This is a genomic window from Devosia psychrophila (assembly GCF_000971275.1).
Lineage (GTDB): Bacteria > Pseudomonadota > Alphaproteobacteria > Rhizobiales > Devosiaceae > Devosia > Devosia psychrophila.
This window is the reverse complement of record NZ_LAPV01000008.1, coordinates 1-22,586: the sequence shown is the minus strand read 5'-3', so window position 1 is coordinate 22,586 and position 22,586 is coordinate 1. Positions and strand designations below refer to the sequence as shown.

At 61.3% G+C, this 22,586-nt stretch carries 26 protein-coding genes; 3 read left to right on the top strand and 23 right to left on the bottom strand.

The window, feature by feature from the left end:
* Positions 1 to 8: 8 nt before the first annotated feature.
* A complete protein-coding gene (glgX, locus tag WH91_RS00240) occupies positions 9 to 2,012 on the top strand; it encodes a glycogen debranching protein GlgX (RefSeq protein ID WP_046168996.1) in 2,004 nt (667 codons plus the stop codon).
* Here glgX and ureG read toward each other — a convergent pair whose 3' ends face one another.
* From ureG to WH91_RS00175, 13 genes are all read right to left on the bottom strand, one after another.
* Positions 2,013 to 2,645 (bottom strand): urease accessory protein UreG, encoded by a 633-nt coding sequence (ureG, locus tag WH91_RS00235; RefSeq protein ID WP_046168995.1) that lies wholly within the window; start codon positions 2,643 to 2,645, stop codon positions 2,013 to 2,015.
* Complete coding sequence (locus tag WH91_RS00230; protein ID WP_052952490.1) at positions 2,642 to 3,073, bottom strand: DUF3995 domain-containing protein; 432 nt, start codon at positions 3,071 to 3,073, stop codon at positions 2,642 to 2,644. Before WH91_RS00230 ends, ureG begins: the two co-directional genes overlap by 4 nt.
* Positions 3,070 to 3,732, bottom strand: coding sequence for an urease accessory protein UreF (locus tag WH91_RS00225; protein ID WP_046168994.1), 663 nt, complete (start codon positions 3,730 to 3,732; stop codon positions 3,070 to 3,072). Before WH91_RS00225 ends, WH91_RS00230 begins: the two co-directional genes overlap by 4 nt.
* Entirely contained in the window at positions 3,729 to 4,193 is a 465-nt protein-coding gene (locus WH91_RS00220) for an urease accessory protein UreE (protein WP_046168993.1), read from the bottom strand. Before WH91_RS00220 ends, WH91_RS00225 begins: the two co-directional genes overlap by 4 nt.
* A 25-nt stretch (positions 4,194 to 4,218) precedes the next feature.
* On the bottom strand, positions 4,219 to 4,806 hold the full coding sequence (locus WH91_RS00215; RefSeq protein ID WP_046168992.1) for a hypothetical protein: 588 nt from the start codon (positions 4,804 to 4,806) through the stop codon (positions 4,219 to 4,221).
* Between the two features lie 5 nt (positions 4,807 to 4,811).
* Positions 4,812 to 5,192: an MliC family protein gene (locus tag WH91_RS00210; RefSeq protein ID WP_046168991.1), complete on the bottom strand. Its 381-nt coding sequence runs from the start codon at positions 5,190 to 5,192 to the stop codon at positions 4,812 to 4,814.
* 97 nt (positions 5,193 to 5,289) lie between these two features.
* Positions 5,290 to 5,742, bottom strand: a complete 453-nt coding sequence (locus WH91_RS00205) for a DUF4126 family protein (protein WP_046168990.1) — start codon at positions 5,740 to 5,742, stop codon at positions 5,290 to 5,292.
* Positions 5,743 to 5,818: 76 nt separating this feature from the next.
* Positions 5,819 to 6,892 (bottom strand): methyltransferase, encoded by a 1,074-nt coding sequence (locus tag WH91_RS00200; protein ID WP_052952489.1) that lies wholly within the window; start codon positions 6,890 to 6,892, stop codon positions 5,819 to 5,821.
* A gap of 9 nt (positions 6,893 to 6,901) precedes the next feature.
* Complete coding sequence (ureC, locus tag WH91_RS00195; RefSeq protein ID WP_046168989.1) at positions 6,902 to 8,611, bottom strand: urease subunit alpha; 1,710 nt, start codon at positions 8,609 to 8,611, stop codon at positions 6,902 to 6,904.
* Positions 8,612 to 8,622: 11 nt separating this feature from the next.
* A complete protein-coding gene (locus WH91_RS00190; protein ID WP_046168988.1) occupies positions 8,623 to 9,033 on the bottom strand; it encodes a hypothetical protein in 411 nt (136 codons plus the stop codon).
* Between the two features lie 58 nt (positions 9,034 to 9,091).
* On the bottom strand, positions 9,092 to 9,400 hold the full coding sequence (locus WH91_RS00185) for an urease subunit beta (RefSeq protein WP_046168987.1): 309 nt from the start codon (positions 9,398 to 9,400) through the stop codon (positions 9,092 to 9,094).
* Between the two features lie 8 nt (positions 9,401 to 9,408).
* The gene (locus WH91_RS00180) at positions 9,409 to 9,711 is read right to left on the bottom strand and encodes an urease subunit gamma (protein WP_046168986.1); all 303 of its coding nucleotides are present in this window, start codon (positions 9,709 to 9,711) and stop codon (positions 9,409 to 9,411) included.
* Positions 9,712 to 9,720: 9 nt separating this feature from the next.
* Positions 9,721 to 10,581 (bottom strand): urease accessory protein UreD, encoded by an 861-nt coding sequence (locus WH91_RS00175; protein ID WP_244542417.1) that lies wholly within the window; start codon positions 10,579 to 10,581, stop codon positions 9,721 to 9,723.
* Between the two features lie 63 nt (positions 10,582 to 10,644).
* Here WH91_RS00175 and WH91_RS24485 point away from each other — a divergent pair, with 63 nt between their 5' ends.
* Complete coding sequence (locus WH91_RS24485; RefSeq protein ID WP_158409492.1) at positions 10,645 to 11,082, top strand: hypothetical protein; 438 nt, start codon at positions 10,645 to 10,647, stop codon at positions 11,080 to 11,082.
* A 58-nt stretch (positions 11,083 to 11,140) separates the two neighbouring features.
* On the opposite strand, the gene urtE is transcribed toward WH91_RS24485, so the two are convergent.
* The 6 genes from urtE to WH91_RS00140 form a co-directional block, all read right to left on the bottom strand.
* The gene (urtE, locus tag WH91_RS00165) at positions 11,141 to 11,845 is read right to left on the bottom strand and encodes an urea ABC transporter ATP-binding subunit UrtE (RefSeq protein WP_046168984.1); all 705 of its coding nucleotides are present in this window, start codon (positions 11,843 to 11,845) and stop codon (positions 11,141 to 11,143) included.
* On the bottom strand, positions 11,842 to 12,591 hold the full coding sequence (gene urtD / locus WH91_RS00160) for an urea ABC transporter ATP-binding protein UrtD (protein WP_046168983.1): 750 nt from the start codon (positions 12,589 to 12,591) through the stop codon (positions 11,842 to 11,844). Before urtD ends, urtE begins: the two co-directional genes overlap by 4 nt.
* 3 nt (positions 12,592 to 12,594) lie before the next feature.
* Positions 12,595 to 13,770 carry an urea ABC transporter permease subunit UrtC gene (gene urtC / locus WH91_RS00155; protein ID WP_046168982.1) on the bottom strand — a complete coding sequence of 392 codons (1,176 nt, stop codon included), beginning with the start codon at positions 13,768 to 13,770 and terminating at the stop codon, positions 12,595 to 12,597.
* Complete coding sequence (urtB, locus tag WH91_RS00150) at positions 13,767 to 15,401, bottom strand: urea ABC transporter permease subunit UrtB (protein WP_425285355.1); 1,635 nt, start codon at positions 15,399 to 15,401, stop codon at positions 13,767 to 13,769. Before urtB ends, urtC begins: the two co-directional genes overlap by 4 nt.
* Before the next feature lie 71 nt (positions 15,402 to 15,472).
* Positions 15,473 to 16,726: an urea ABC transporter substrate-binding protein gene (gene urtA, locus WH91_RS00145; RefSeq protein ID WP_046169019.1), complete on the bottom strand. Its 1,254-nt coding sequence runs from the start codon at positions 16,724 to 16,726 to the stop codon at positions 15,473 to 15,475.
* A gap of 976 nt (positions 16,727 to 17,702) precedes the next feature.
* Positions 17,703 to 18,221: a MarR family winged helix-turn-helix transcriptional regulator gene (locus WH91_RS00140; RefSeq protein WP_046168981.1), complete on the bottom strand. Its 519-nt coding sequence runs from the start codon at positions 18,219 to 18,221 to the stop codon at positions 17,703 to 17,705.
* A 138-nt stretch (positions 18,222 to 18,359) separates the two neighbouring features.
* On the opposite strand from WH91_RS00140, the gene WH91_RS00135 reads away from it, so the two are divergent.
* Positions 18,360 to 19,250 (top strand): branched-chain amino acid aminotransferase, encoded by an 891-nt coding sequence (locus tag WH91_RS00135; protein WP_046168980.1) that lies wholly within the window; start codon positions 18,360 to 18,362, stop codon positions 19,248 to 19,250.
* A 250-nt stretch (positions 19,251 to 19,500) separates the two neighbouring features.
* Here the strand turns inward: WH91_RS00135 and WH91_RS00130 are convergent, their stop codons facing one another.
* From WH91_RS00130 to WH91_RS00115, 4 genes are all read right to left on the bottom strand, one after another.
* The gene (locus WH91_RS00130; protein WP_046168979.1) at positions 19,501 to 19,947 is read right to left on the bottom strand and encodes a molybdenum cofactor biosynthesis protein MoaE; all 447 of its coding nucleotides are present in this window, start codon (positions 19,945 to 19,947) and stop codon (positions 19,501 to 19,503) included.
* Positions 19,948 to 19,950: 3 nt separating this feature from the next.
* Complete coding sequence (moaD, locus tag WH91_RS00125; RefSeq protein WP_046168978.1) at positions 19,951 to 20,202, bottom strand: molybdopterin converting factor subunit 1; 252 nt, start codon at positions 20,200 to 20,202, stop codon at positions 19,951 to 19,953.
* Complete coding sequence (pgsA, locus tag WH91_RS00120) at positions 20,199 to 20,765, bottom strand: CDP-diacylglycerol--glycerol-3-phosphate 3-phosphatidyltransferase (protein WP_046169018.1); 567 nt, start codon at positions 20,763 to 20,765, stop codon at positions 20,199 to 20,201. Before pgsA ends, moaD begins: the two co-directional genes overlap by 4 nt.
* A 268-nt stretch (positions 20,766 to 21,033) precedes the next feature.
* On the bottom strand, positions 21,034 to 22,107 hold the full coding sequence (locus tag WH91_RS00115) for a 3-deoxy-7-phosphoheptulonate synthase (RefSeq protein WP_046168977.1): 1,074 nt from the start codon (positions 22,105 to 22,107) through the stop codon (positions 21,034 to 21,036).
* Positions 22,108 to 22,586 lie beyond the last annotated feature (479 nt).

The following is a 22,586-nucleotide window of genomic DNA, read 5'->3' as shown; positions in this document are numbered from 1 at the left end:
GAATATCCATGACTCCTACGCTGGTCCCCAATGGGGGCAGTATCGAAAAGCTCGGCGCGACCGTTACGGCCGAGGGTGTGAACTTCGCCGTCTATTCGGAAAGCGCCACCAATATCTGGGTGTCGATCTATGACGAGCAGGACGAGGAGACGGACCGGTTCGAGCTGGACGTGCATCAGGAGCATATTCGCGCCGGGCTGATCTCTGGCCTTGGTGCGGGCACGCGCTATGGGCTGCGGGCCGATGGGCCATATGATCCGGATCAGGGGTATTTCTTTGACCCGATGAAGCTGCTGGTCGATCCCTATGCCAAGCGGCTGGATCGGGTGTTCGTCCGCTCGCCACGCTTGCGGCTGGACCGCAGCGAGGCGGTGGATACGGCGCCACTGATCCCCAAGGCGATCGTGGGCGAGATGGGCAATGAGGATATCCTGCCGCGCAAGAAGGCGCCCGGATTGTTCTACGAGATGAATGTGCGTGGCTACACCATGCGTCACCCCAGCGTGCAGGGGCCGTTGCGCGGCACCATTGCGGGGCTGACGACGCAGCGCGTGATCGACCACCTCAAGTATATCGGTGTCGATACGCTGCAGTTGATGCCGACGGCGGCGTGGATCGACGAGGGGCATTTGCCGGTGCTCGGGCTGACCAATGCCTGGGGCTATAATCCGGTGGTCTATTCGGCGATTGACCCGCGGCTGGCGCCGCGCGGGCCGCAGGAATTGCGGAACATGACGGACCTGTATCGCAAGAACGGCATCTCGGTGATCCTCGACGTGGTCTATAATCACACCGGGGAAAGCGATGCCAATGGGCCGATGCTGAGCCTGATGGGGCTGGACGCCAAGACCTACTATCGCTTCGTCGAAGTCGATGGAAAGCAGCAGTTGGTCAACGATACCGGCACTGGCAATACGCTGCGCTGCGACCATCCGGCGACGCAAAGGCTGGTGATCGACTCGCTGCGCTACTGGGTCGAGGAAATGGGCGTTTCGGGTTTCCGGTTTGATCTGGCGACCGTGCTGGGCCGCGATCCGGGCTTCAATGCCAATGCGCAAATGCTGCAGAAGATCAAATCCGATCCGGTTTTGAGCCAGTGTATTCTGGTGGCGGAACCGTGGGATCCGGGTCCGGGTGGCTATGCTCTTGGGCAGTTCGGCAAGGAATTCAGGGAACACAACGACACCTATCGCGACGAGATTCGCGAGTTCTGGCGTGGCGAAAATGGCAAGATCGGTGCGCTGGCGGGTAAGGTGGCTGGGTCGGCGGAGATATTCGATAATTCGGGCCGCAAGCCGAGTCATGGCGTCAACATGCTGGCGGTGCACGACGGTTTTACGCTGCGCGACCTGGTGAGCTACGAGAAAAAGCATAACGAGGCCAATGGCGAGAACAATAATGACGGCCATAACCACAATGCCTCGTGGAACTGTAGCGCCGAGGGCGACACCGACGACGAAGGCATAATCGCGGCGCGCAAACGCGATGTGCGGGCACTACTGGGCACGTTGTTTTTGTCGCGCGGTATTCCGCTGCTGCAGCAGGGCGACGAGATGTTCCGCACCCAGCACGGCAACAACAATGCCTATGCGCAGGACAATGAAATCACTTGGATAGACTGGGAAAACGGCGACGGCGATCTGGTCGATTTCGTCGCGGCGGTCAGCAAGTTCCGCAAGGAGCACTCGGCGCTGACGCATGATCACTTCCTGACGGGCCAGGAGAAAAATGGCGTCCGCGATGTGGTGTGGTTGCATCCCGACGGGCGCGAGATGAACGAAGGTGACTGGAACGACTGGAGCGCTTCGGTGCTAGGCATGCATCTGCGCAATAAGGACGACGAGGTGCTGGTGTGGTTTAACAGGCGGGTTGAGCCAGTGGTGGCGCGGCTGCCGGAGGGCGGTTGGACGGTCGGCATTGAATCGGATGCGATGGGCAAGGTCGCCGTGGCGGACGGCACTGCGACGCTGACGCCGCGGTCGGTGGTGGCACTGGTGCGGGCGGTTTCCTAGCTACTCTGCCGCCTGGGCATCAACCAGGCCGCCAGCGTGTTCGATGTAGGCGATGATCTGGTCGAGGCTTTCGCGGCGGAGCAGGTCGGTGAAAATGTAGGGGCGGCCTTCGCGGACTTTTTGGGTGTCGCTTTCCATCACTTCGAGGCTGGCGTTTACGTAGGGGGCCAGATCGGTGTGGGTGATGACCAGCAGGTCCGAACGGGAAATGGCGGGGCCGCCTTTGCGCGGGATTTTTTCGCCCTGCGCGACTGAGATGACATAGATCGTCAGGTCGGCGAGGTCGGGTGAGAAGGTGGCTGCTAGGTTGTCGCCACCGCTTTCGATCAGGATGATGTCGAGGTCTGGGAATTTCTTGTTGAGGTCGTCGATGGCCGCGAGGTTGAGCGAGGCGTCTTCGCGGATGGCGGTGTGGGGGCAGCCGCCGGTTTCGACGCCGACGATGCGGTCTTCGGAAATGGCCTGGGCGCGGGCGAGGATCAGCGCGTCTTCGCGGGTGTAGATGTCATTGGTGACAACGGCCATGGAGTAGCGGTCGCGCATCGCCTTGAGCAGCATTTCGCACAAGGTCGTTTTCCCTGACCCAACAGGGCCGCCGATGCCGATGCGCAGGGGACCATTGAGAGATTTCATAGCAGCCTCATGAGGACGAGGGCGAGGAAGCCTGCGCCGAGGAACAGGCAGGCGGGCGAATAGACCCGGCGGTCATTGAGCCGGAAATTGGGCTCGGGGGTTCTAGCGGCCCACCAGGCGGTGTAGCCGAAAATGCCGCGGGCGAGAAAGATTGCGGCGAACGGCAGGCCGAGGAGGGTGAGCGCCAGGCCGCCGCTGTCGTGGTCGGCTAGGGACATGGCAAGTACGCCGGCGGCGAGCGTCGCTAGCGCGATGGCGAATGAGGCCAGACGGGGTGGCATATGCTCAATGTTAGCGATGCCCACCACGGTCTGGGCCAGCAGTTTTTCGCCGCGGATTGGCCAGGTGCGGCCGATCGACCAGAGCAGGTGCGCTGTGGCGACTGCCAGCAGAATGATGAACATGAAGGCGGCGATGAGCATGCTCATGAGCGGAAGATTCTCGTGGTCAGGGTTTCGTGGGCCATCTGAGCAATATCCGCCGCGTAGGCCACTGCGCCAATATCGTCCAGTGCGGCATGCTGGCACATCGTAGCCATGCTGGCTATTGCGGTTTCAAGCGCGGCTATGATGGCGAGGCCATCGGACTGGCCGATGGGGATAAGGCGGACGGCGACAGAAATCTGACTGTGGATGGTCGCGGTCAGGTAGGCCAGCAGGGCGGCTTCCAGGTCGATTGCATGGCCCCCGGCGATTGCCCCGACCGCGACGGGATAAGGGCAAGGGTCGGGTAGGTTGGCGAGGACCGGTGTCGGCCAGGCTTTGGCGGCCGTGGCGAAGGCGTGGCCGGTGATGGTGGTTTCGTCGTGGCGCTCGCGGGCGGGGGTCAAGGCGAGGCAGAGATCGGCGAGATCGCGCAAGGCCGATGGGTCTGTGGCCGCGCGGTGGGCATGGGCGAACAGGATGCCGTCGGTGCGCAGGCTGCCCTGGTTGAGGGCGCCGGAAATCCAGTCCTCGGTGGTGGCCCGGTCATGCACGGTTCGGGCGTGAATTGCGGATTCCATGCCAGCGGACCAGGCGAACGCGCCGACGGGGAAGGCCGGCGACAGCCAGGTCAGCAGCTTTTGCAGGTCGCGATTATGGCTCATCGCGCGAGGAGCGCGTGGCCGCTATCGGCGTGGCTGTGATAGGCGCCGTGCTCGGCATAGAAGGGCTCGGAGACGTTTTCGATGGTGGCGCCGAGGCCTTCCAGCATGGTCTTGAGCACGTGATCGCGCTTGATCAGGATGCGGGTGGCTTCAAGCTGCGCCGAGGTGTGGCGATTGCCGATATGCCATGCAAGGCGGACTAGATGGGCCGTATCGCGGCCGCGCACGTCGTACAGCAGTTCTTCGGCGGCGATGATGCCGACATAACGGCCATCTTCGAGCTCGAGGGCGCTGCCGTGTTCGAGCGTCAGCGTCTGCGGAAAATCGACCATGACATCGTCGCCACCGGCAAGGCGCAGCAATTTGCGGCGAAGGCGTCGCTCGGTATGTTCGAGGGTGACACTGTCATAGGCAATACCCCGGCCATGATCAGGCGGGAGGATGGATACGGCGCGCAGCATGGCTTGATAATGGTCTCTGTGGTCGTCAGATCACCGTATAGAAAAATCGGCTGATCCAATAGGCCTGATAGGCCAGATGCAAAACAACAGCCGCTAGATGGACCCAGCGGTTGGAGGAGCGAATGGCGATGATACAGAGGATTAGCCCGAGGGGCACCTGGATGTAATAATCCAGGCCGAAACGTTCCCAATAGGCGCCGCCCTTGATCAGGCTGTCTATGCTATCGAGTGCGAAGGTTGCGGCGAACAGGCCGAAGAACCAGCGGCGGCGCTTGAGGAAAAAGTCCTCGTAGCCATCGTATTCCGCAACGTTGTCAGGCGAGAGCAGGGCTGCCAGCAGGAATAACGTCACTGCATAGACGATGAGAAACAGCGTGATGCCGAAGGTCCAGTGCTCAAGCCGGTAGAGCGCAAACTCCCACCACCAGAACAGCACGAGCTCGACGAGGATCGACACCACCCACAGCAGGTGGATGGACGAGAATTTGGCACGGTGTGGATGCTGGATCAGCCCAGCCACTGTCATCAGCAGGCGGGTGATGCCCAAGCCGATGATCATGCCCATGACAATGCGGACATGGGGGAAGAGTTCGGTCGGCGAAAGTTGATCCATGGACGCTACGGGGTGTTAATAAACTCCGAGCAGGTAAGCACGGCGTCGGCATTTTCACCAAGCGTCGTGTCGTAGAGGCTGGCGTCGGAGCCCCGTGTCCACCACGCCCATTTGCCGGAAACATAACGCACGCCCGAGGCGGCGACGACAGAGGCGAAGACCAGTTCTTCGGGTTCCTCGGCGACGGGGACCAACGCCAAGAAGTTTGGTGCGGCATTGATATAGGTGACGGTGACCGGGGTTTCGGTGGCGCAGTCATAGGTCATGACGTGGCGCTCGAAATCACGCGCGGTATTGAGTTCGATCTGCAGCGAAGTCTGGGCCGCGATGGCAGTGTTTGGCAGCAGCATGGCGGCAATGGCCATGACGAAAATCGTGCGTGTCATGTCTGGGCTCCCTGATGCGCTGCAGATTGCGCGAGTCGTATGGCAAAGTGATGATGAACGGCAGGCAGCCGCGTCGACGGCTCGCCTGCTTCCGGCATCAGGCGAGATAGACGACGATGAAAGCGAGGACGACGGCCAAAACGTCCTCGATCAGGGCAGCAGGCAGGTCGCGGCCAAACGATTTGGCGAGGTAGGCGCGGACTTCTGCGCCGGCCAAGGTGCCGATGATGGCGCCGACAGCGCCGAGCAGGGCGCCGATGATCCAGCTGCCGGGCATCAGCAGGGCGCCGGTCAGCGCGCCGAGGACAATACGGGCGCCGAACTGCATCGGCATCTTGCGACTAGGGGTCTGCGGCAGCTGGTCAGTCACCAGTTCGCCGATGGCCAGAAGCGTGGTGATGATGACGGCGATGATGTTGCCAAGGAATGCGGCCGGAGTGGCGCTGAGATCGATCCAGCCGAGATATGCTCCCCAGCTGATGGCCGCCAGCGGCGTCATCGCACGTAGGCCTGCCGTAATACCGATAAGTATCGCAAGAACGTAGATCATGACTAAAGCCCCATATTTTGCGGCTCACTGCCGCGCTGCAGTATTGGCGCTTTCGTGACTTGGCAACAAGAGGCGTTTATGAGCGCTGCAGCAGGTAAAGCGTGCCCAACACGGGCTGGTTGCGCTCCTGTCGGAGCGTCATGTCTTGCCGTTCGACGGTACGGAACGAGAGGGTGGTCGCCAGGCCAGCAATATAGCGGGTCGAGTGGGCATAGCGGCCGTTGGTGCGCAGTGTTATTTCATGGTCTGGCGCGGCTTCAACCGAGAAGGCAAAGAGGCCCTCCGGTGCAAGCACCGTCGTAACAGCGGCAAAGACGGCTGCGAGATCACCCAGATAGACGAAGACGTCGCCAGCGGTGACGAGATCGTACGGTCCGGACAGGGCAGGGTCCGTCTCGATGATGGTCGTGATGTCGCCGACGCGAAGGTGGCGGTAGATGTCGCGCTCGCGGGACTTACGGATCATTTGCGCCGAGAGATCCACGCCGTCCATGGTGGGGATGCGGTCGATTAGGGCTGCACCAACGAGGCCGGTGCCGCAGCCGAGATCGAGCAAGGTTGTGAGCGGGTAGGGCGCTACAACGTCGCGGATGTAGCCTGGTGTCTGGTAGCCCAGCATCTCGGTCAGGTGGCTGTCGAAGGTCTCGGCATAGGTATCGAACAGGTCGGCGATGTAATTGGCCGAGGCGGCGGCGTCGGCACCGGACAGAGCGGCCACCATGTGGGCGGCGTATTTGTCATAGGGCAGCACAGCCAGGGCGGCCCGGAAACCGGCGAGAGCTTCGGGATGATTGCCGAGCAGCTGATGGCTTTGGGCGAGGCCGCGGAGGGCAGTCGCATCGCGCGGGCGCTGCTCGAGGGCACGTCGGAAGCTGGCGAGCGCCGGGGTGGGGTCGCCACTAGCCAGTTGCGCCTCGCCGAGCTCGGTCAGTAAGTCTGGTGCAGGATCATGCTGCAGAGCCGCGGCGCCGAGGTGTTGGGTGGCGGTCAGTGGATCGCCTGACTGCATGGCGAGAGCGGCAAGCAGGCGCATTGCGCCGACGTTGTCCGGTTCGCGCTGTATTATGGTGGCGGCGAGCGCCTTGGCGTCTTCCAACTGGCCGTCGCGGCGGAGTTGCCAGGCGTCGGCCAGCTTCGGAGTGTCGGTCATGCAGCTCGACTAGAACAAAAAGTAGCGCTGCGCCATGGGGAGGACGGTGGCTGGCTCACAGGTGAGCAGTTCGCCATCGGCATGCACTTCGTAGGTTTCGGGATCGACCTGGATATCCGGCGTGGCCGAATTGTGGATCATCGAGTGCTTGCCGATGCCGCCACGGGTGTTGATCACCGGCAGCATGTGCTTGGCAACGCCGAGTTTGCCGCGGAGGCCGTCGTCAAAAGCGGCCTGGGACACGAAGGTGACCGACGAATTGGTGAGCAGTTTGCCAAAGCTGGCGAACATCGGCCGATAATGCATCGGCTGCGGTGTTGGGATCGAAGCGTTGGGGTCGCCCATCGGGGCTGCGGCGATGGAGCCACCGAGCAGGATCATCTCGGGCTTAACGCCGAAGAAGGCCGGGTTCCAGAGCACAAGGTCGGCGCGCTTGCCCACTTCGATCGAGCCGATGTGCTGGCTCATGCCGTGGGCGATCGCCGGGTTAATGGTGTATTTGGCGATGTATCGCTTGACCCGGAAATTGTCGTTGTCGCCGGTTTCCTGGGGTAGCTTGCCGCGCTGCTTTTTCATCTTGTCGGCGGTCTGCCAGCAGCGGATCAGCACTTCGCCGACGCGGCCCATTGCCTGGCTGTCGGAGGAGATGACCGAGAGTGCGCCCATGTCGTGCAGGATGTCCTCGGCCGCGATGGTTTCCTTGCGGATGCGGCTTTCGGCGAAAGCGACGTCTTCGGGAATGTTTGGGGAAAGGTGGTGGCAGACCATCAGCATGTCGAGATGCTCGGCGATGGTGTTGACCGTGTAGGGGCGGGTTGGATTGGTCGAGGATGGGATGACGTTGGGCAGGCCGGCGACCTTGAGGATATCGGGAGCGTGGCCGCCGCCGGCGCCTTCGGTGTGGAAGGCGTGGATGGTACGGCCCTTGAAAGCGCCGATGGTATCTTCGACAAAGCCCGATTCATTGAGCGTGTCGGTGTGGATCATCACCTGCACGTCGTAGTCGTCGGCAACGGAGAGGCAGTTGTCGATGGCGGCGGGCGTGGTACCCCAATCTTCGTGCAGCTTGAGGCAGGAGGCGCCGGCCAGGATCATTTCGACCAGTGGGGCGGGGCGGCTGGCATTGCCCTTGCCGGCCAATGCCAGGTTCATCGGGAAGCCGTCGAAGCTCTCGATCATGCGCTGGATGTGCCAGGCGCCGGTGCAGGTGGTGGCCAGGGTGCCATGAGCCGGACCGGTGCCGCCACCAAGCATGGTGGTGACGCCGCTCATCAGCGATTCTTCGATCTGCTGGGGTGCGATGAAGTGGATATGCGCGTCCATGGCGCCGGCGGTGAGAATGCGGCCTTCGCCCGCGATGATTTCGGTCGATGGGCCAATGATGATGGTGACGCCAGACTGCGTGTCAGGATTGCCCGCCTTGCCGATGCCCGCGATCCTGCCGTCCTTGAGGGCGACATCGGCCTTGTAGATGCCGGTCACGTCGACGACCAATGCATTGGTGATGACGGTATCGACGGCGCCCTCGGCGCGGGTGCGCTGCGACTGGCCCATGCCATCGCGGATCACCTTGCCGCCGCCGAATTTCACCTCTTCGCCATAGGTCGTGAAGTCCTTCTCCACCTCGATGAACAGTTCGGTATCGGCCAGGCGCACGCGATCGCCGGTGGTGGGGCCATACATGTCGGCATAGGTGGCGCGGGAAATGCGGGCGGGCATGGTGTCTCCGGCTAGTTTAGAGATGTCGTCCTGGTCTGGACGTAGTTCCGGTAATTGATGAGGGTTTTCTCGATCACGTCATCGAGCAGGGCCCCTGCCTGTTGCAACTGTTGGTTGTCGCTACCCGAGGCAGCCACCGACATGCCGATGATCTGCAAGGCGTAAGCGACGTTTACCTTGTCCTCGTCGAGCATCCGATTGCCTTGAGTATCGATGTGCTGAAGCAGTTGGATGATATCGGAGCGGGTCATCACCGCCTTGAAGCCGGTCCAGCTCGACAGTTCCTTGCCCATATCGACCAGGTTGGCAGCGGCGGTTCCCAGCAGGAACATGGCTTCGCCATTCTCCATGCCTTCGCGGCGGAGGTCTTCCAAAAGTGCCGCAATTTTTCTGAGCAGGATGGTTTTGGATTCCGTGTTCATGTTTGGCTCCTGTGGGCTTTACCGCGCTTGTAGTGCCGTTCGCCTGCGCCGCACAGTCCTAGTCGAGCGCTCCCATGATCTGCTGGCGGAAACCATAGACGATGCGGTCGCCGCCCAATGGTATCAGCCGGACCTCGCGGGCCTGTCCTGGCTCGAAGCGAACAGCAGTGCCCGCAGCAATATCGAGCCGCATGCCACGGGCCTGGTCGCGATCAAAGCTGAGGCCGGCATTGGCCTCGAAAAAATGATAGTGCGAGCCGACCTGGATCGGCCGGTCGCCCGTGTTGGCGACTTCGATTGTCAGCTGCGGCGCGCCGACATTGAGCTCGATCTCGCCTGGCTTCGGAATGATTTCGCCTGGGATCATGACTGGACCTATCGAATGGGCTGGTGGACGGTGACGAGCTTGGTGCCGTCGGGGAAGGTGGCTTCGACCTGGATGTCGTGGATCATCTCGGGGATGCCTTCCATGACTTGAGCGCGGGTGATGACATGGGCGCCCGCCTCCATCAACTCGGCTACCGGGCGGCCATCGCGGGCGCCCTCCACGACAAAATCGCTGATCAGCGCGATGGCTTCGGGGTGATTGAGCTTGACGCCGCGCTCCAGGCGCTTTCGCGCAACGATGGCAGCCATGGCGATTAGCAGTTTGTCTTTTTCGCGCGGGGTGAGGTTCATCAGGAGGTCCTAAAGATGCCAGAGGCGGGGGAGCGAGCCCGCGCCACTAAGTTCGGCAAGAATTGGAACGATCAGGCGCCGCAAGGCAAGCCCGGTTTGCGCCAGAGCGCGGATCACCAGCCGTTCGCCATTGGCGCTGGCAGCGATCCGTCCGTCCGGCGGCAAAAGGGTGCGGATGTGCGTCAGCTGGGCTGCGCACCGATCCGCATCCGGCGCGATATGCAGCACCGTGGCAAATGCCCGCTTTCCGGCCAGCAGGGATAGCCCGTTGCGCTCCGCAAATGTACCGGTGAGCCGGGTTGCCTCGGCGTGGATAAGCCGGCCATTGCGGCGAATACGCCAGTTGTCTCGAAGCTTCGCGTCGAGGGCAATTTCGCCCATGGCATCGCGGCCAAGCAGAATGGCCTCGACAGCGGTTAGACTGGCGCCGCTGGACAGGTCGATTTCGATATGGCGATCGAGCTGGCTGGAGGCGAAGAGAATGGTTTCCTGAGGCAGCCAGTCGAGATGGGCATCTTTGCCGACCGTCAGCCGGGTCTCGACACTGGCCGGACCACCGATGGAGCGGTAGATCCGTTCGCAGGCCTGAGTGGTCAGCACCATGCGTCCCTGAGGCGCGAGATCCGCCGACCAACGCATGACATCATCACCAGTCAGACCACCAGCGGTGTTAATAAGGACGGCTTCCAGGGCCGCGGTATGGGTGTTTGGAAGGCGAATTTTGGCACAGCCGTCCTGATAGAGGGTGGCCAGATGGGTAGCGCCATCGCGCTGCTTGGTAGAAACGCCGCCGACTCCGAAAGCGCGTTGCATGCGATGCAATGAGGCGGTGTTTGCGCCATCGGCAAGTATTTCGGCAACGATTGTCAAGGGTCGGCGTTTCCTAATGGAGCAGGTGCTCATTCATTGAGACATTAAAGAAGGCTAGTTAAAATGCACATGAAAATCATTGTTTCTGCAGCCACCCTTGCTATTGCCCTTGGCTTTGGCGGCGCCGCTTTCGCACAGGCCGTTACGCTTGGCGCCCAGACCGTCACCGAAGCCAACATGCCTCAGGTTCAGGCTCGTTGCGACGAGCTGCACGCCGACGCAAATGCCGCCGTTGAAGGCAGTGAAAACTCCGACGACGCTACTGCGACTGCCGACGCCGCGGCTGCTGGAACGGCCACTGGCGCTACCGCCGGTTCGGGTATGGGAACCACAGGTGGCACTAGCAACGGCAACTCGTCTAGCGCTTCGACCCCCGGCAAGGCCGGCACGACAACCGAAGGCACGACCGAGCAGGGCACCGAGGAAGGCACTGCAGGCCTGATCGAAATCGACTCGATCACTCTTGAGCAGTGTGTCGAAGCCGGTCTGGTTACCAACTAAGCGTCCCTCGCCTGTTAGATATCTTGGACGCCCGGCCGTGTGCCGGGCGTTTTTGCGTTTAGACCATGAGATGGCGGCGGACTTCAGGAAGATCAAGATCGCTGGCCGGGCCTGCATGCTGAATTTCTCCGCGATCCATCACATAGATATCGTCGGCAATCTCGCGGCAGAAATCGAGGAACTGCTCAACAAGAAGAATTGTCATGCCCTTTTCGTCGCGCAGGAACTGTAGCGCGCGGCCAATATCCTTGATGATCGAGGGCTGGATACCCTCAGTCGGCTCGTCGAGTACCAGCACTTTGGGTCGGGTGACCAAGGCACGCCCGATGGCGAGTTGCTGCTGCTGGCCACCCGAGAGGTCACCGCCGCGCCGACCGAGCATCGACTTCAGCACGGGGAATAATTCGAATATGTAGGGCGGGATGTTTTTTTCGGAGCGCGGAATGCCGGCATATCCGGTTTCGAGGTTTTCCTTGACCGTTAGCAGCGGGAAAATCTCGCGGCCCTGAGGGACGTAGCCGATGCCCATGCGGGCGCGCTTGTAGGGCGGGGATTTTTTTAGCAGTTCATCGCCAAACTTTATCTCGCCTGCGCTGATGTTGTTGACGCCGGTTATGGCGCGCAGTGTCGATGATTTACCGACGCCGTTGCGGCCGAGGACGGCGGTGATGCGCCCCGGCTTGCACTCGATCGATACTGATTTGAGCGCTTGGGCGGCCCCGTAATGGAGGTCGATGGCGTTGACCGAAAGAGCTGTGCTCATCGTCCGAGATACCTTTCAATAACGACAGGATTGGCGCTGACCTGGTCGAGCGAGCCTTCGGCGAGTACAGAGCCTTCGGCGAGGCAGGTCACCCGGGAGCCAAGTTCACGGACGAAGCTCATGTCGTGTTCGACGACAACGACCGAGCGGGTCTTGGCAATGTCCTTGAGCAGCTTGGCGGTTTCAACGGTTTCGCTATCGGTCATTCCGGCGACGGGTTCGTCGACGAGCAGTAGCTTTGGGTCCTGCGCCAGCAGCATACCGATTTCGAGCCATTGCTTTTGGCCATGGCTGAGATTGGCGGCATAGTCGTCCTTGCGGGGCAGCAGGCGCACGGTTTCGAGTATTTCGGTGATGCGGGCGATGTCGGCCGCGTCGGCTGTGTAGAATAGCGTGGCGAAGACGCCGCGCGGCTTCTTGAGTGCCATTTCGATATTGTCCCACACCGTGTGGCTTTCGAACACGGTGGGTTTCTGGAATTTGCGGCCGATGCCCAGATTGGCGATGGCGGCTTCGTCCAGCTTGGTCAGGTCGGTGCGGCCATCGAACAGCACCTGGCCGTCATCGGGGCGGGTCTTGCCGGTGATGATGTCCATCATGGTTGTCTTGCCGGCGCCGTTAGGGCCGATGATGGCCAGCATCTCGGCCGGGTGAACGATGATGGAGAGGTTGTTGATGGCCTTGAAGCCGTCAAAGGAAACCGAGACGCCGTCGAGATATAGCATGGTGCCGGATTTGTCGGTCATGACTTACTCCGCCGGATTGGGTTGGGGATCGACGCCGGCTTCGACCTGCCTGGGCGTAGGGTCGCCGCGATCATGCTGCTCGCGCTTGGTGGTGGCAGCGCGGTATTGCCCGATCAGGCCGACGATGCCCTTGGGCAGGAACAGCGTGGTAACCACGAATAGCGCGCCGAGGGCGAAGAGCCAGTATTCGGGGAAGGCGCCGGTGAAGTAGGACTTGCCGACGTTGACCAGAATGCCGCCGATGATTGGGCCGATGATGGTGCCGCGTCCCCCGACAGCGGTCCAGATCACCACCTCGATGGAATTAGCGGGATCGAATTCGGATGGGTTGATGATGCCGACCTGCGGCACGTAAAGAGCGCCAGCGATGCCGGCGATCACGGCCGAGACGACGAAGGCGAACAGTTTTACGTATTCGACGCGGTAGCCGATGAAGCGGGTTCGGCTTTCGGCATCGCGCACCGCGACCATCACCTTGCCAAGCTTGGAATTGACGGTCATCGAGCAGGCGAAGACGGCAAATGCCAGAGCGACGGCCGACGCCGCGAACAGGGCGGCGCGGGTGCCGGGAGCTGAGATCGACTGGCCGAGGATATCCTTAAAGTCGGTCAGGCCGTTATTGCCACCAAAGCCCATGTCGTTGCGGAAGAAGGCCAGCAACAGGGCGTAGGTCATGGCCTGGGTGATGATCGATAGATAAACCCCGGTAACGCGACTGCGGAAGGCGAGGAAGCCGAAGACGAAGGCGAGCAGGCCTGGCACAACGACGACCGCGACCATGGCGATCCAGAAATTGTCCATGCCCTGCCAATACCAGGGCAGTTCCTTCCAGTTTAGGAAGACCATGAAATCGGGCAGGGTGGGATTGGCATAGACGCCGCGGGTGCCGATCTGGCGCATCAGATACATGCCCATGGCGTAGCCGCCGATCGCGAAAAACGCGCCGTGGCCAAGCGAGAGAATGCCGCAATAGCCCCAGACTAGATCGAGCGCCAAGGCGAGCATGGCGAAGGTCAGGTATTTGCCGAACAGCGGCACGACATAATTGGGCAGGCGCAGCGGGTGGCCGGTGGGCAGCAGCAGGTTGGAAGCGGGCACGGCGACAGCGACAACCAGCAGGATCAGGATAATCCAGATAGCCCTTTTATCGAGGGCGCGGAACAGGGCTTGCGTTATCATGCTTCGATCGAGCGTCCCTTGAGCGCGAAGAGGCCGCGAGGACGGCGCTGGATGAACAGGATGATGAGCACAAGGATGATGATTTTGCCGAGGACGGCGCCGGCGTAGGGTTCGATAAACTTGTTAGCGATGCCGAGTGTGAGCGCACCGACCAGCGTGCCCCAAAGATTGCCAACCCCGCCAAAGACCACGACCATGAAGCTATCGATGATGTAGCCTTGGCCGAGGTTGGGCGAGACGTTGCCGATCTGGCTGAGGGCGACGCCGGCGAGACCGGCAACACCTGAGCCAAGGCCGAAGGTCATCGCATCAACCAGCGGGGTGCGAATGCCCATGGCAGAGGCCATGCGGCGGTTTTGCGTGACGGCGCGCATATGCAGGCCGATGGCGGTGTATTTCAGCACCGTCAACAGTGACAGGAAGACGATGATTGCAAAGATGACGATGTAGAAGCGGTTCCAGGTGATGGCGAGGCCACCGAGTTCGAAGGAGCCGGACATCCAGGTTGGATTGCCGACTTCCCGGATATTGGCGGTGAAGATGCGCTGCACCGCCTGCTGGATGATCAGCGAGAGCCCCCAGGTGGCGAGCAGGGTTTCAAGCGGGCGGCCATAAAGGAAGCGGATGATACCGCGCTCGATGGCGATGCCGATCAGGCCGGTGACGAGAAACGCCAACGGCAGGGCGATGGCGAGCGACCAGTCGAACAGGCCGGGGTAATTCTGGCGGATGATTTCCTGCACCACGAAGGTGGTATAGGCGCCGAGCATGACCATTTCGCCATGCGCCATGTTGATGACGCCCATGACGCCGAAAGTGATGGCGAGGCCAATGGCGGCGAGCAACAGCACCGAGCCGAGCGAGATACCGAACCAGATGTTTTGGGCAACGTCCCAGACGGCGCGGTCACGGGCCAGGCCGTTGATGGCGGTCTGAATGGTGGGCTGCAGTTCGGCGGGTGCGCTGGCGAGCGCCGTGGTCAGCACATTGAGAGCGTCGCGGCCGCCGATAGCCTGGACTACTGGGACGGCGGCGGTTTTGTCCGCGACGGAGGCGTCAGGCGTCTTGAGCATGATGACGGCGCGAGCCTGTTCCATGGTTTGCCGGATGCCGGTGTCGGCTTCGGCGGCGATGGCGCTATCGAGCAGTTCGAGCTGGGCCGGATCGGCATCACGCAGGATGGACTGGGCAGCAAACCGGCGCACGCCGGCATCTTCGCTGAGCAGGGTCATCTGGCCGATGGCGGTGCGGATGACGCGGCGCAGGCCGTTGTTGACCTTGACCTTGTCGAGGCCGTCTTCGGTGACGGTGGGCAATTCGTCGCCGGTCAGTGGGTCTGAAATAGTGCCCTTGCCGCTGGGTGCCGAGGTGAACACCACCTTGCCGGTGGCGTCGTCAAAATACAGTTCGCCCTCAAGCAGGATTTCGAGGATCGGCACGACGCGGGGATCTTCGGTCGAGACCAACACGCCGATGGCGGCTTCGCGATCCTTGAAGTTGCCGGGAGCGAGGGCGTCGACCAGCGGTGACAGGTCGCTATCGGCGACCTGGGCACGGGCTGGGATCGCGAGCGTCAGGGAAAGGACAAGGAAGAGCGCAATGCGCTGGAGCAACCTGGCTGCGTTCATCATTGGCCTCGGCGTTGGTCTGGCAGATTGGGGACGAAGGCAGCGAGCCGCCTTCGTCCGGTGTTCAAGCTTGATTACGGCGTGGCGGTATCGCCGCCGCAGGTCTTGGTTTCGGTGTTGTAATTGCCGCAGGAGATTGGAGCGGTCCAATCGGCCTCGATCATCTTGGATTCCGGCAGGAAGTCGGACCATGCGTCACCGGGGACGAGATCGCTCTCGGACACGACTTCGAACTGGCCGTCGGCCTGGATTTCACCGATCAACACGGGCTTCGTGATGTGGTGGTTCGGGAGCATCTTGGCGATGCCGCCGGTCAGGTTCGGGGTTTCGAGGCCGATGATAGCGTCGAGGACAGCATCGGTATCGGTGGTGCCGGCCTTTTCGACTGCAGCGATCCAGAGGTGGAAGCCGATGACGGTGGCTTCCATCGGGTCGTTGGTAACCTTCTTGGGGTCCTTCATGTAGGTCTGCCAGGCCGAGATGAACTCAGCGTTGGCGGGGACATCGACGGACTGGAAGTAGTTCCAGGCAGCCAGATGACCGACCAGCGGGGTGGTGTCGAAGCCAGCGAGTTCTTCTTCACCGACCGAGAAGGCGACGACTGGAATGTCTTCGGCCTTGATGCCCTGGTTGGCGAGTTCCTTATAGAACGGCACGTTGGCGTCGCCGTTGATGGTGGAGACGACGGCGGTCTTCTTGCCTGTCGAGCCGAAGGTCTTGATGTCGGAAACGATGGTCTGCCAATCGGAATGACCGAAGGGCGTGTAGTTGATCATGATGTCTTCTTTGGCCACGCCCTTGTCCATGAGGTACTGCTCAAGGATCTTGTTGGTGGTCTGGGGATAGACATAGTCGGTGCCGGCGAGAACCCAGCGTTCGACGCCTTCGTTTTCCATCAGGTAGTCAACAGCCGGAATTGCCTGCTGGTTGGGAGCAGCGCCGGTGTAGAACACGTTGCGCTGGGATTCTTCGCCTTCGTACTGCACAGGGTAGAACAGGATCGAGTTCAGTTCCTCGAACACTGGCAGAACCGACTTGCGCGAGGACGAGGTCCAGCAGCCGAACACGGCGGCAACGCCGTCGACTTCGATCAGCTCGCGTGCCTTTTCAGCAAACAGCGGCCAGTCGGAGGCGGGATCGACAACAACAGCTTCAAGCTGCTTGCCGAGGAGACCGCCCTTTTTGTTCTGCTCGTCGATCAGGAACAGCATGGTGTCCTTGAGCGTCGTTTCAGAAATGGCCATCGTGCCCGACAGCGAGTGGAGGACGCCGACCTTGATGGTCTCATCCTGGGCGATCGCCGGAACGGCAATTGCGCCCATAGTCATAGCCACGCCCAGCCCCAGACCCGCAAGCTTGCGGTTTACTACCGTCATATTTACCTCCGACAGATATGTGTTTGCACCGCCGAGCAAATTGCAAAGCCCGTGCCAGCTGTTGGCCGTGGTGTCTAAGGCATTGATTCAACTTACATGTGCAACGCCTGAATGGCGGGCTTCGGGTTTTCATTGCATACACTGCTGTCATGACATGCCAATTTCGTGAGCACTCGCTGATGGTGGTGATTAATTTTTGCGCAGAGAGCCTCAGGGCGTCGGATGCCGCGCTCACAGGCGTGTAGGGTAACAGTGTGACCCTGGCGCAGGCTGCCTTTGAGTTGGCGACAAGAATTCTTCAGGAGAGGTTATTTCCACAGTCTGGTGGGCACTACGCCCAAGGGGTGGGGCTTTTGTTTGCCTGGCCTCCGATGTGACCGCTTGAGATGCGCGTTGTGGGGTCATCACAGATCGTCATGTGGGAACCCTTGGTCCCTAGCGTCGTTGTTCGACAAAGCCGGATGACCACCCTGAAATGATCCGGATACGGTTTTGGCGCTCGTTCCTCCAGAGCGCCAACCGATCGGTGGACTGCTGCAGAGGCTGACGCTCCTTTGTGGTGTCTCCGGTGGGGGCGCGAAACTTCGGTTTCGCGCCCCTTTTTTTCGTAAGTCACTTCAAGTATTGGGCTTTGAAACCAAACATTCCCGGACCGCATATTCGCCGGACTGGCGCGGTGGTCGTCGCAGGCCAGGATGTATGCCCTGACCGCCTCGCTGGAGAAGCCGATGACGGGCTGGGCGCATCGCTCGACCACGACCAACTGTTTTAGTGAGAAAGTGATCGGCGTTAATGAACCACATGGGGGGCGCCGACTTGTATGCACGTCCCTTGCGAAGGGCGGCCCTTTCCCAGAACGCACAAGCAGCGGCTTGTCGACGAGGACCTGCTCGCCTTCCTGCGCTGACTGTGCGCTGACCGTCGGCCTTCAGAGGCCGGCGGTCAGGTTCAGTCGATCGAGAACTGCGCGGTCAGCTGGGTCAACCATTCCAATAAAGAAGCGCGTTACTACCTTGCGCGATTCAGGTGGCAGGGCGGCGATAGCATCGGTAATGCGGCTCGCCTGGGTAGCGGAGAGCGTCGCGAAGAGTTGGCGGCCTTTGTCGGTCGCATGAAGCAGGCGCTGGCGACGGTCGGAATGGCCGGTTTTTTGCTCGATGTAGCCGTTGTCGATCAGCTGGCGCAGCACGCGCGCCAGGCTCTGCTTGGTGATCTTGAGGATATCGAGCAGGTCGGCCACAGGCATGCCGGGACGCAGGTTGACGAAATACAGCACCCGATGATGTGCCCGGCCAAAACCCTGGCGTTCGAGCAGGGCATCGGCATCGCCGGTGAAGTCGCGATAGGCAAAGAAAAACAGGCCCATGATATCGAGGGGCAGCGCCTCACCGCCGGAAGTAGCGGAATTTATGTCAGCTATGTTGACATTTTTTGGGGGTGGTGCCATTGTCTTTCCATCAGGACGCCGTTCAGTCTTATCCCCCAGCCTTTGTTGTTTGCCAAGGCCTAGGGGCTGGGGCATGATCGGCGCCAACTCGGGCGACCGCGCAACTGCGGCACCTCAATTGAATTGCGGGAGAGGATCATGGCCGGCGTGCCCATGGACCAGCGAGAAGGCTGGATCTGGTTTGATGGTGAATTCAAGCCTTGGAAAGACGCAAAGATTCACGTGCTGACGCATGGGCTGCACTATGCCAGCTCCGTATTTGAGGGCGAGCGCGCTTATGGCGGCGAAATCTTCAAGTCGCGCGAGCATACCGAGCGGTTGATCCGTTCGGGCAAGACGCTGGACTTTACCATTCCCTGGTCGGTCGAGCAGATCGAGGAAGCAAAGCGCGAAGTGCTGGCCAAGAACAACTTGGTCGACGCTTATGTGCGCCCCGTGGCGTGGCGTGGTTCGGAAGAGCTGAGCGTGCCGGCCCGTAACAACACCGTCCATCTGGCGATCGCCGCATGGGTCTGGCCGAGCTATTTTTCGGTCGAGGAGAAGCTGAAAGGCATTCGCCTCGAGTGGAGCAAGTGGAAGCGTCCGTCTCCGGAAACCATTCCGTCTTCGGCCAAGGCTGCGGGTCTGTATATGATCTGTACGCTGAGCAAGGACGCGGCGATGGCCAATGGCTATGCCGACGCGCTGATGCTGGACTATCGCGGTTATGTGGCGGAAGCCACCGGCGCCAACGTGTTCTTCATCAAGGGCCGCGACATCACGACGCCGACGCCGGATTGCTTCCTCAACGGCATCACGCGCCAGACCCTGATCGATCTGGCCAAGCGCAATGGCTTTACGGTGACCGAACGTCACATGATGCCTGAGGAACTGAGCCAATTCGATGAGTGTTTCCTGACCGGTACTGCGGCCGAGGTTACGCCCGTCAGCGAGATCGGGGATTATAAATTTACCCCGGCTGATGGCTGCAGGACGCTGATCGATGCGTATAGCGCCGAAGTGCAGCCGAAGCGGGCTGCGGCGGAGTAGGTTGAAATAGAGATTGAAGGAGCCGGGCCATGTGCCCGGCTTTTTGTTTTTGGGGTGGGCGTTCTCGCTCGTGGCCCATCTCACCCCCGATGTCATCCCGGATCAAGTCCGGGATGACATCGGGGGTGGGGATGGCTTGGGAGGCGTCTGCGGTTGACTGGCAGCAAGTTTAGCCCTCGGGTCAAGCCCGAGGGTGGGCGTGGTGCGGTGGCCAGATGAGACGGCAACTCAGAATGCTATACGTAGCCAGTTATTCCCAACGGGCTTTCGCCACGTCGTCTTCGGTTTTGGCTTCGACCCAGTGGGTGCCTTTGGGGCCGGTTTCCTGTTTCCAGAAGGGGGCGTCGGTTTTGAGGTAATCCATCAGGAATTCGGCGGCTTTGAAAGCGGCATCGCGGTGGGGGGAGAGGGTCATCACCTGGACGATGGGTTCGCCGGGGCCGAGGGTGCCGTAGCGGTGGATGACCGTCGCGGCGAGAAGGTTGAAGCGCGCGCTGGCTAGGTCGACGATGGCGGTGAGCTGGTTGCTGGCGAGCTCGGGATAGCATTCGAGCGTCAGCGCGGTAATCGGATCGTCGGGTCTTGAGCGAACGACGCCGGTGAAGGTGACCGCGGCACCGGCGCCATTGGCCGCTTTAAGGAAGGCGTTGACCTCGGCGCCGGGGTCGAAGCTCTCGGTGGAGACGCGGACACTCATGGATCAGCCGCCGGTCATGGGTGGGAACAGGGCGATGGTATGGGCGCCGGCTATGCTGGCGTCGTGCTTGACCAGCTTTGCATCGACGGCGGCCTTGATCAGGGCACGTTTTTCGACGGCATGGGCAAAGGCTTCGTCGCGGGCGGCGAGCCAGTCGATCAGGTCAGCGACGGTGGCGACTTCAGCGGGCGGCGATACGTCTTCCTCGCCGCGATTGAGGCGTTCGCGGAGCCAGGCGAAGTAGAGGATTTTCACTTTGGATTTTCGACCAGGTGCGGCCAACTGGCGCGGAGATATTCGAAGCCGGTCCAGAGGGTTAGCGCACCGGCGGCCCAGAGCAGGATGTCGCTGACGAGGCTTAGGTTCGGCACTATGCCTTCGAGCAGGACGACCGCCAAGGCGACCAGTTGCAGCGTGGTCTTCCATTTTGCGAGCCAGGTGACGTTGAGCACGACCTTGGTGTTGCCGAGGAATTCCCGGAGGCCGGAGACGAAGAATTCGCGGAACAGGATGGCGCAGACCGGGATCATGTCGAGGCCGGACAAGCTGCCATCCCAGGCGAGGGCGGCGATGAGGATGCCGACGAGAAGCTTGTCGGCGATGGGGTCGAGCATGCGGCCGAGGGGGGAATATTGGTTCCAGGCACGGGCGAGATAGCCGTCGAGCCAGTCGCTGGCGGCGGCGATGACGTAGATGACCAGAGCGACGATGCGCAGCGTCGTGTCGCCCTGCATCACGAGCCACACAATGGGGATGATCGCCAGGATGCGGGCGATGGTGATCTGATTTGGGACGAGCGTGAGCGGGTTTTTGGCCATGGTCGGAGAGAACAGGAATGGGTGATGGGGGTCAAGGCGGGAGGCGGCGAAGGTGAGTTTTTGTTGGGTACCCCCACCTGCCATTCGGGCGTAGCCCTCATGGCCTTCTCACCTAAAACCACGCCACCGGCGTGGTTTTGCCTTTGGCCGGATCGATGTCCCCCTGATGAGGGTGGAGGAATCCGGGCGGTGTGTGTGGCGTTATTGGAGGCTAACTGGATCGGCCCCTCCCCCTTTTCAGGGGGAGGTTGGGTGGGGGTATGCTTGCTTACGCTACTTGCTGGTTTGTCACTGCGCGGCGCTGAGTGACGGACTGAGCGAGCGCTTCCAACGCCGTAACAGTCGTTTCCCAGTCGATGCAGCCGTCGGTTATTGACTGGCCGTAGACCAGTTCCTTGCCCTCGACCAAGTCTTGGCGGCCAGCGACGAGGTTGGATTCGACCATGACGCCGATGATGCGGCGGTCGCCGGCGGCCATCTGGGCACCGATATCGGCGAGAACCAACGGCTGGTATTCCGGGTTTTTCGAGGAGTTAGCGTGGCTGGCATCGATCATGATGGTGGGTGCAAGGCCGGATTTTTCGGCAGCCTTGGCGGCGGCGTCGACGCTGGCGCCGTCGTAGTTGGTAGTTTTGCCGCCGCGCAGGATGATGTGGCAATCCTCGTTGCCGGTGGTGGCGGCAATGGCGGAGCGGCCGTCCTTGGTGACGGCGAGGAAATGATGCGGCTGGCTGGCGGATGCCACGGCGTCTAGAGCGATCTTGACGTTGCCGTCGGTGCCGTTCTTGAAGCCGACCGGGCAGGACAGGCCCGAGGCCAGTTCGCGGTGGATCTGGCTTTCGGTGGTGCGGGCGCCGATTGCGGCCCAGGACACCAGGTCCGCGATATATTGCGGGGTGGTCATGTCGAGGAATTCGCAGGCCGCAGGCAGGCCGAGATTGGCGATGTCGAGCAGCAGGGCGCGGGCGGTGTGGAGGCCGGTGTCGATGTCGAAGCTGCCGTCGAGATTGGGGTCGTTGATCAGGCCCTTCCAGCCGACCGTGGTACGCGGCTTTTCGAAGTAGACGCGCATGATGATTTCGAGCCGGTCGCCGAGCTGTTCGCGCAGGGCGACGAGGCGCTTGGCGTAGTCGATGGCGGCGGCGGGATCGTGGATGGAGCAGGGGCCGACGACAACGGCGAGGCGGTCATCGGCGCCGGTCAGGATATTGTGGAAGTCGTGGCGGGCCGACAGCACGGTCTTGGTGGCGGCGTCGGTGCGCGGATGCCGGCGCATCACCTCGATGGGCGTGGTCAGCGGTTTGATTTCGATGATGCGAAGGTCGTCGGTGGATTTGAGCATTGTGGTGGTCCTCGAGATTTTCAGTTTCGAGGGGCACAAAAAAACCGCCTCGAATGTTCGGGCGGTGGGCTTCGGGTTTGGTCGTATCGTGTCAGGATCAGATCAAGCGCGCGGTAGCCTCCGCCGGGAGCGGATAGCTAAAATACCAAAACGAGAGGGTGGCGACGGAACGGATCATAATGGATGTGTAGCGTGGCATTTGCGGGATGTCGACTCCGACTTTAGGACGAGCAGAAACGCCGCCTTGGTGCGGTTTTCGAATAGAGCAGTGGTGGCGAGGCGTTTGCCTCGGGGTAGGTTAGTAAAAAGTGAGGCAATCGCCTCGCCACCAAGTCGGGATTTGTCGTGGGTTGGGATCGTGCTGGCCATTATCGCAGACCAGCGCGCCCGATTTCCCCGCACGCAACAGGAGCGACCTCCCATTCCCGGCAGTCTCCACGCTCGTCACTCGTCATGACTAGCTCTGTTGTGAAGATGGG

What these genes read in the sequence shown, in the direction of transcription:
- glgX (WP_046168996.1), top strand. Translation starts at nt 9, where the DNA reads ATGACTCCTACGCTGGTCCCCAATGGGGGCAGTATCGAAAAGCTCGGC.
- ureG (WP_046168995.1), bottom strand. Translation starts at nt 2,645, where the DNA reads ATGAAATCTCTCAATGGTCCCCTGCGCATCGGCATCGGCGGCCCTGTT.
- WH91_RS00230 (WP_052952490.1), bottom strand. Translation starts at nt 3,073, where the DNA reads ATGAGCATGCTCATCGCCGCCTTCATGTTCATCATTCTGCTGGCAGTC.
- WH91_RS00225 (WP_046168994.1), bottom strand. Translation starts at nt 3,732, where the DNA reads ATGAGCCATAATCGCGACCTGCAAAAGCTGCTGACCTGGCTGTCGCCG.
- WH91_RS00220 (WP_046168993.1), bottom strand. Translation starts at nt 4,193, where the DNA reads ATGCTGCGCGCCGTATCCATCCTCCCGCCTGATCATGGCCGGGGTATT.
- WH91_RS00215 (WP_046168992.1), bottom strand. Translation starts at nt 4,806, where the DNA reads ATGGATCAACTTTCGCCGACCGAACTCTTCCCCCATGTCCGCATTGTC.
- WH91_RS00210 (WP_046168991.1), bottom strand. Translation starts at nt 5,192, where the DNA reads ATGACACGCACGATTTTCGTCATGGCCATTGCCGCCATGCTGCTGCCA.
- WH91_RS00205 (WP_046168990.1), bottom strand. Translation starts at nt 5,742, where the DNA reads ATGATCTACGTTCTTGCGATACTTATCGGTATTACGGCAGGCCTACGT.
- WH91_RS00200 (WP_052952489.1), bottom strand. Translation starts at nt 6,892, where the DNA reads ATGACCGACACTCCGAAGCTGGCCGACGCCTGGCAACTCCGCCGCGAC.
- ureC (WP_046168989.1), bottom strand. Translation starts at nt 8,611, where the DNA reads ATGCCCGCCCGCATTTCCCGCGCCACCTATGCCGACATGTATGGCCCC.
- WH91_RS00190 (WP_046168988.1), bottom strand. Translation starts at nt 9,033, where the DNA reads ATGAACACGGAATCCAAAACCATCCTGCTCAGAAAAATTGCGGCACTT.
- WH91_RS00185 (WP_046168987.1), bottom strand. Translation starts at nt 9,400, where the DNA reads ATGATCCCAGGCGAAATCATTCCGAAGCCAGGCGAGATCGAGCTCAAT.
- WH91_RS00180 (WP_046168986.1), bottom strand. Translation starts at nt 9,711, where the DNA reads ATGAACCTCACCCCGCGCGAAAAAGACAAACTGCTAATCGCCATGGCT.
- WH91_RS24485 (WP_158409492.1), top strand. Translation starts at nt 10,645, where the DNA reads ATGCACATGAAAATCATTGTTTCTGCAGCCACCCTTGCTATTGCCCTT.
- urtE (WP_046168984.1), bottom strand. Translation starts at nt 11,845, where the DNA reads ATGAGCACAGCTCTTTCGGTCAACGCCATCGACCTCCATTACGGGGCC.
- urtD (WP_046168983.1), bottom strand. Translation starts at nt 12,591, where the DNA reads ATGACCGACAAATCCGGCACCATGCTATATCTCGACGGCGTCTCGGTT.
- urtC (WP_046168982.1), bottom strand. Translation starts at nt 13,770, where the DNA reads ATGATAACGCAAGCCCTGTTCCGCGCCCTCGATAAAAGGGCTATCTGG.
- urtB (WP_425285355.1), bottom strand. Translation starts at nt 15,401, where the DNA reads ATGATGAACGCAGCCAGGTTGCTCCAGCGCATTGCGCTCTTCCTTGTC.
- urtA (WP_046169019.1), bottom strand. Translation starts at nt 16,726, where the DNA reads ATGACTATGGGCGCAATTGCCGTTCCGGCGATCGCCCAGGATGAGACC.
- WH91_RS00140 (WP_046168981.1), bottom strand. Translation starts at nt 18,221, where the DNA reads ATGGCACCACCCCCAAAAAATGTCAACATAGCTGACATAAATTCCGCT.
- WH91_RS00135 (WP_046168980.1), top strand. Translation starts at nt 18,360, where the DNA reads ATGGCCGGCGTGCCCATGGACCAGCGAGAAGGCTGGATCTGGTTTGAT.
- WH91_RS00130 (WP_046168979.1), bottom strand. Translation starts at nt 19,947, where the DNA reads ATGAGTGTCCGCGTCTCCACCGAGAGCTTCGACCCCGGCGCCGAGGTC.
- pgsA (WP_046169018.1), bottom strand. Translation starts at nt 20,765, where the DNA reads ATGGCCAAAAACCCGCTCACGCTCGTCCCAAATCAGATCACCATCGCC.
- WH91_RS00115 (WP_046168977.1), bottom strand. Translation starts at nt 22,107, where the DNA reads ATGCTCAAATCCACCGACGACCTTCGCATCATCGAAATCAAACCGCTG.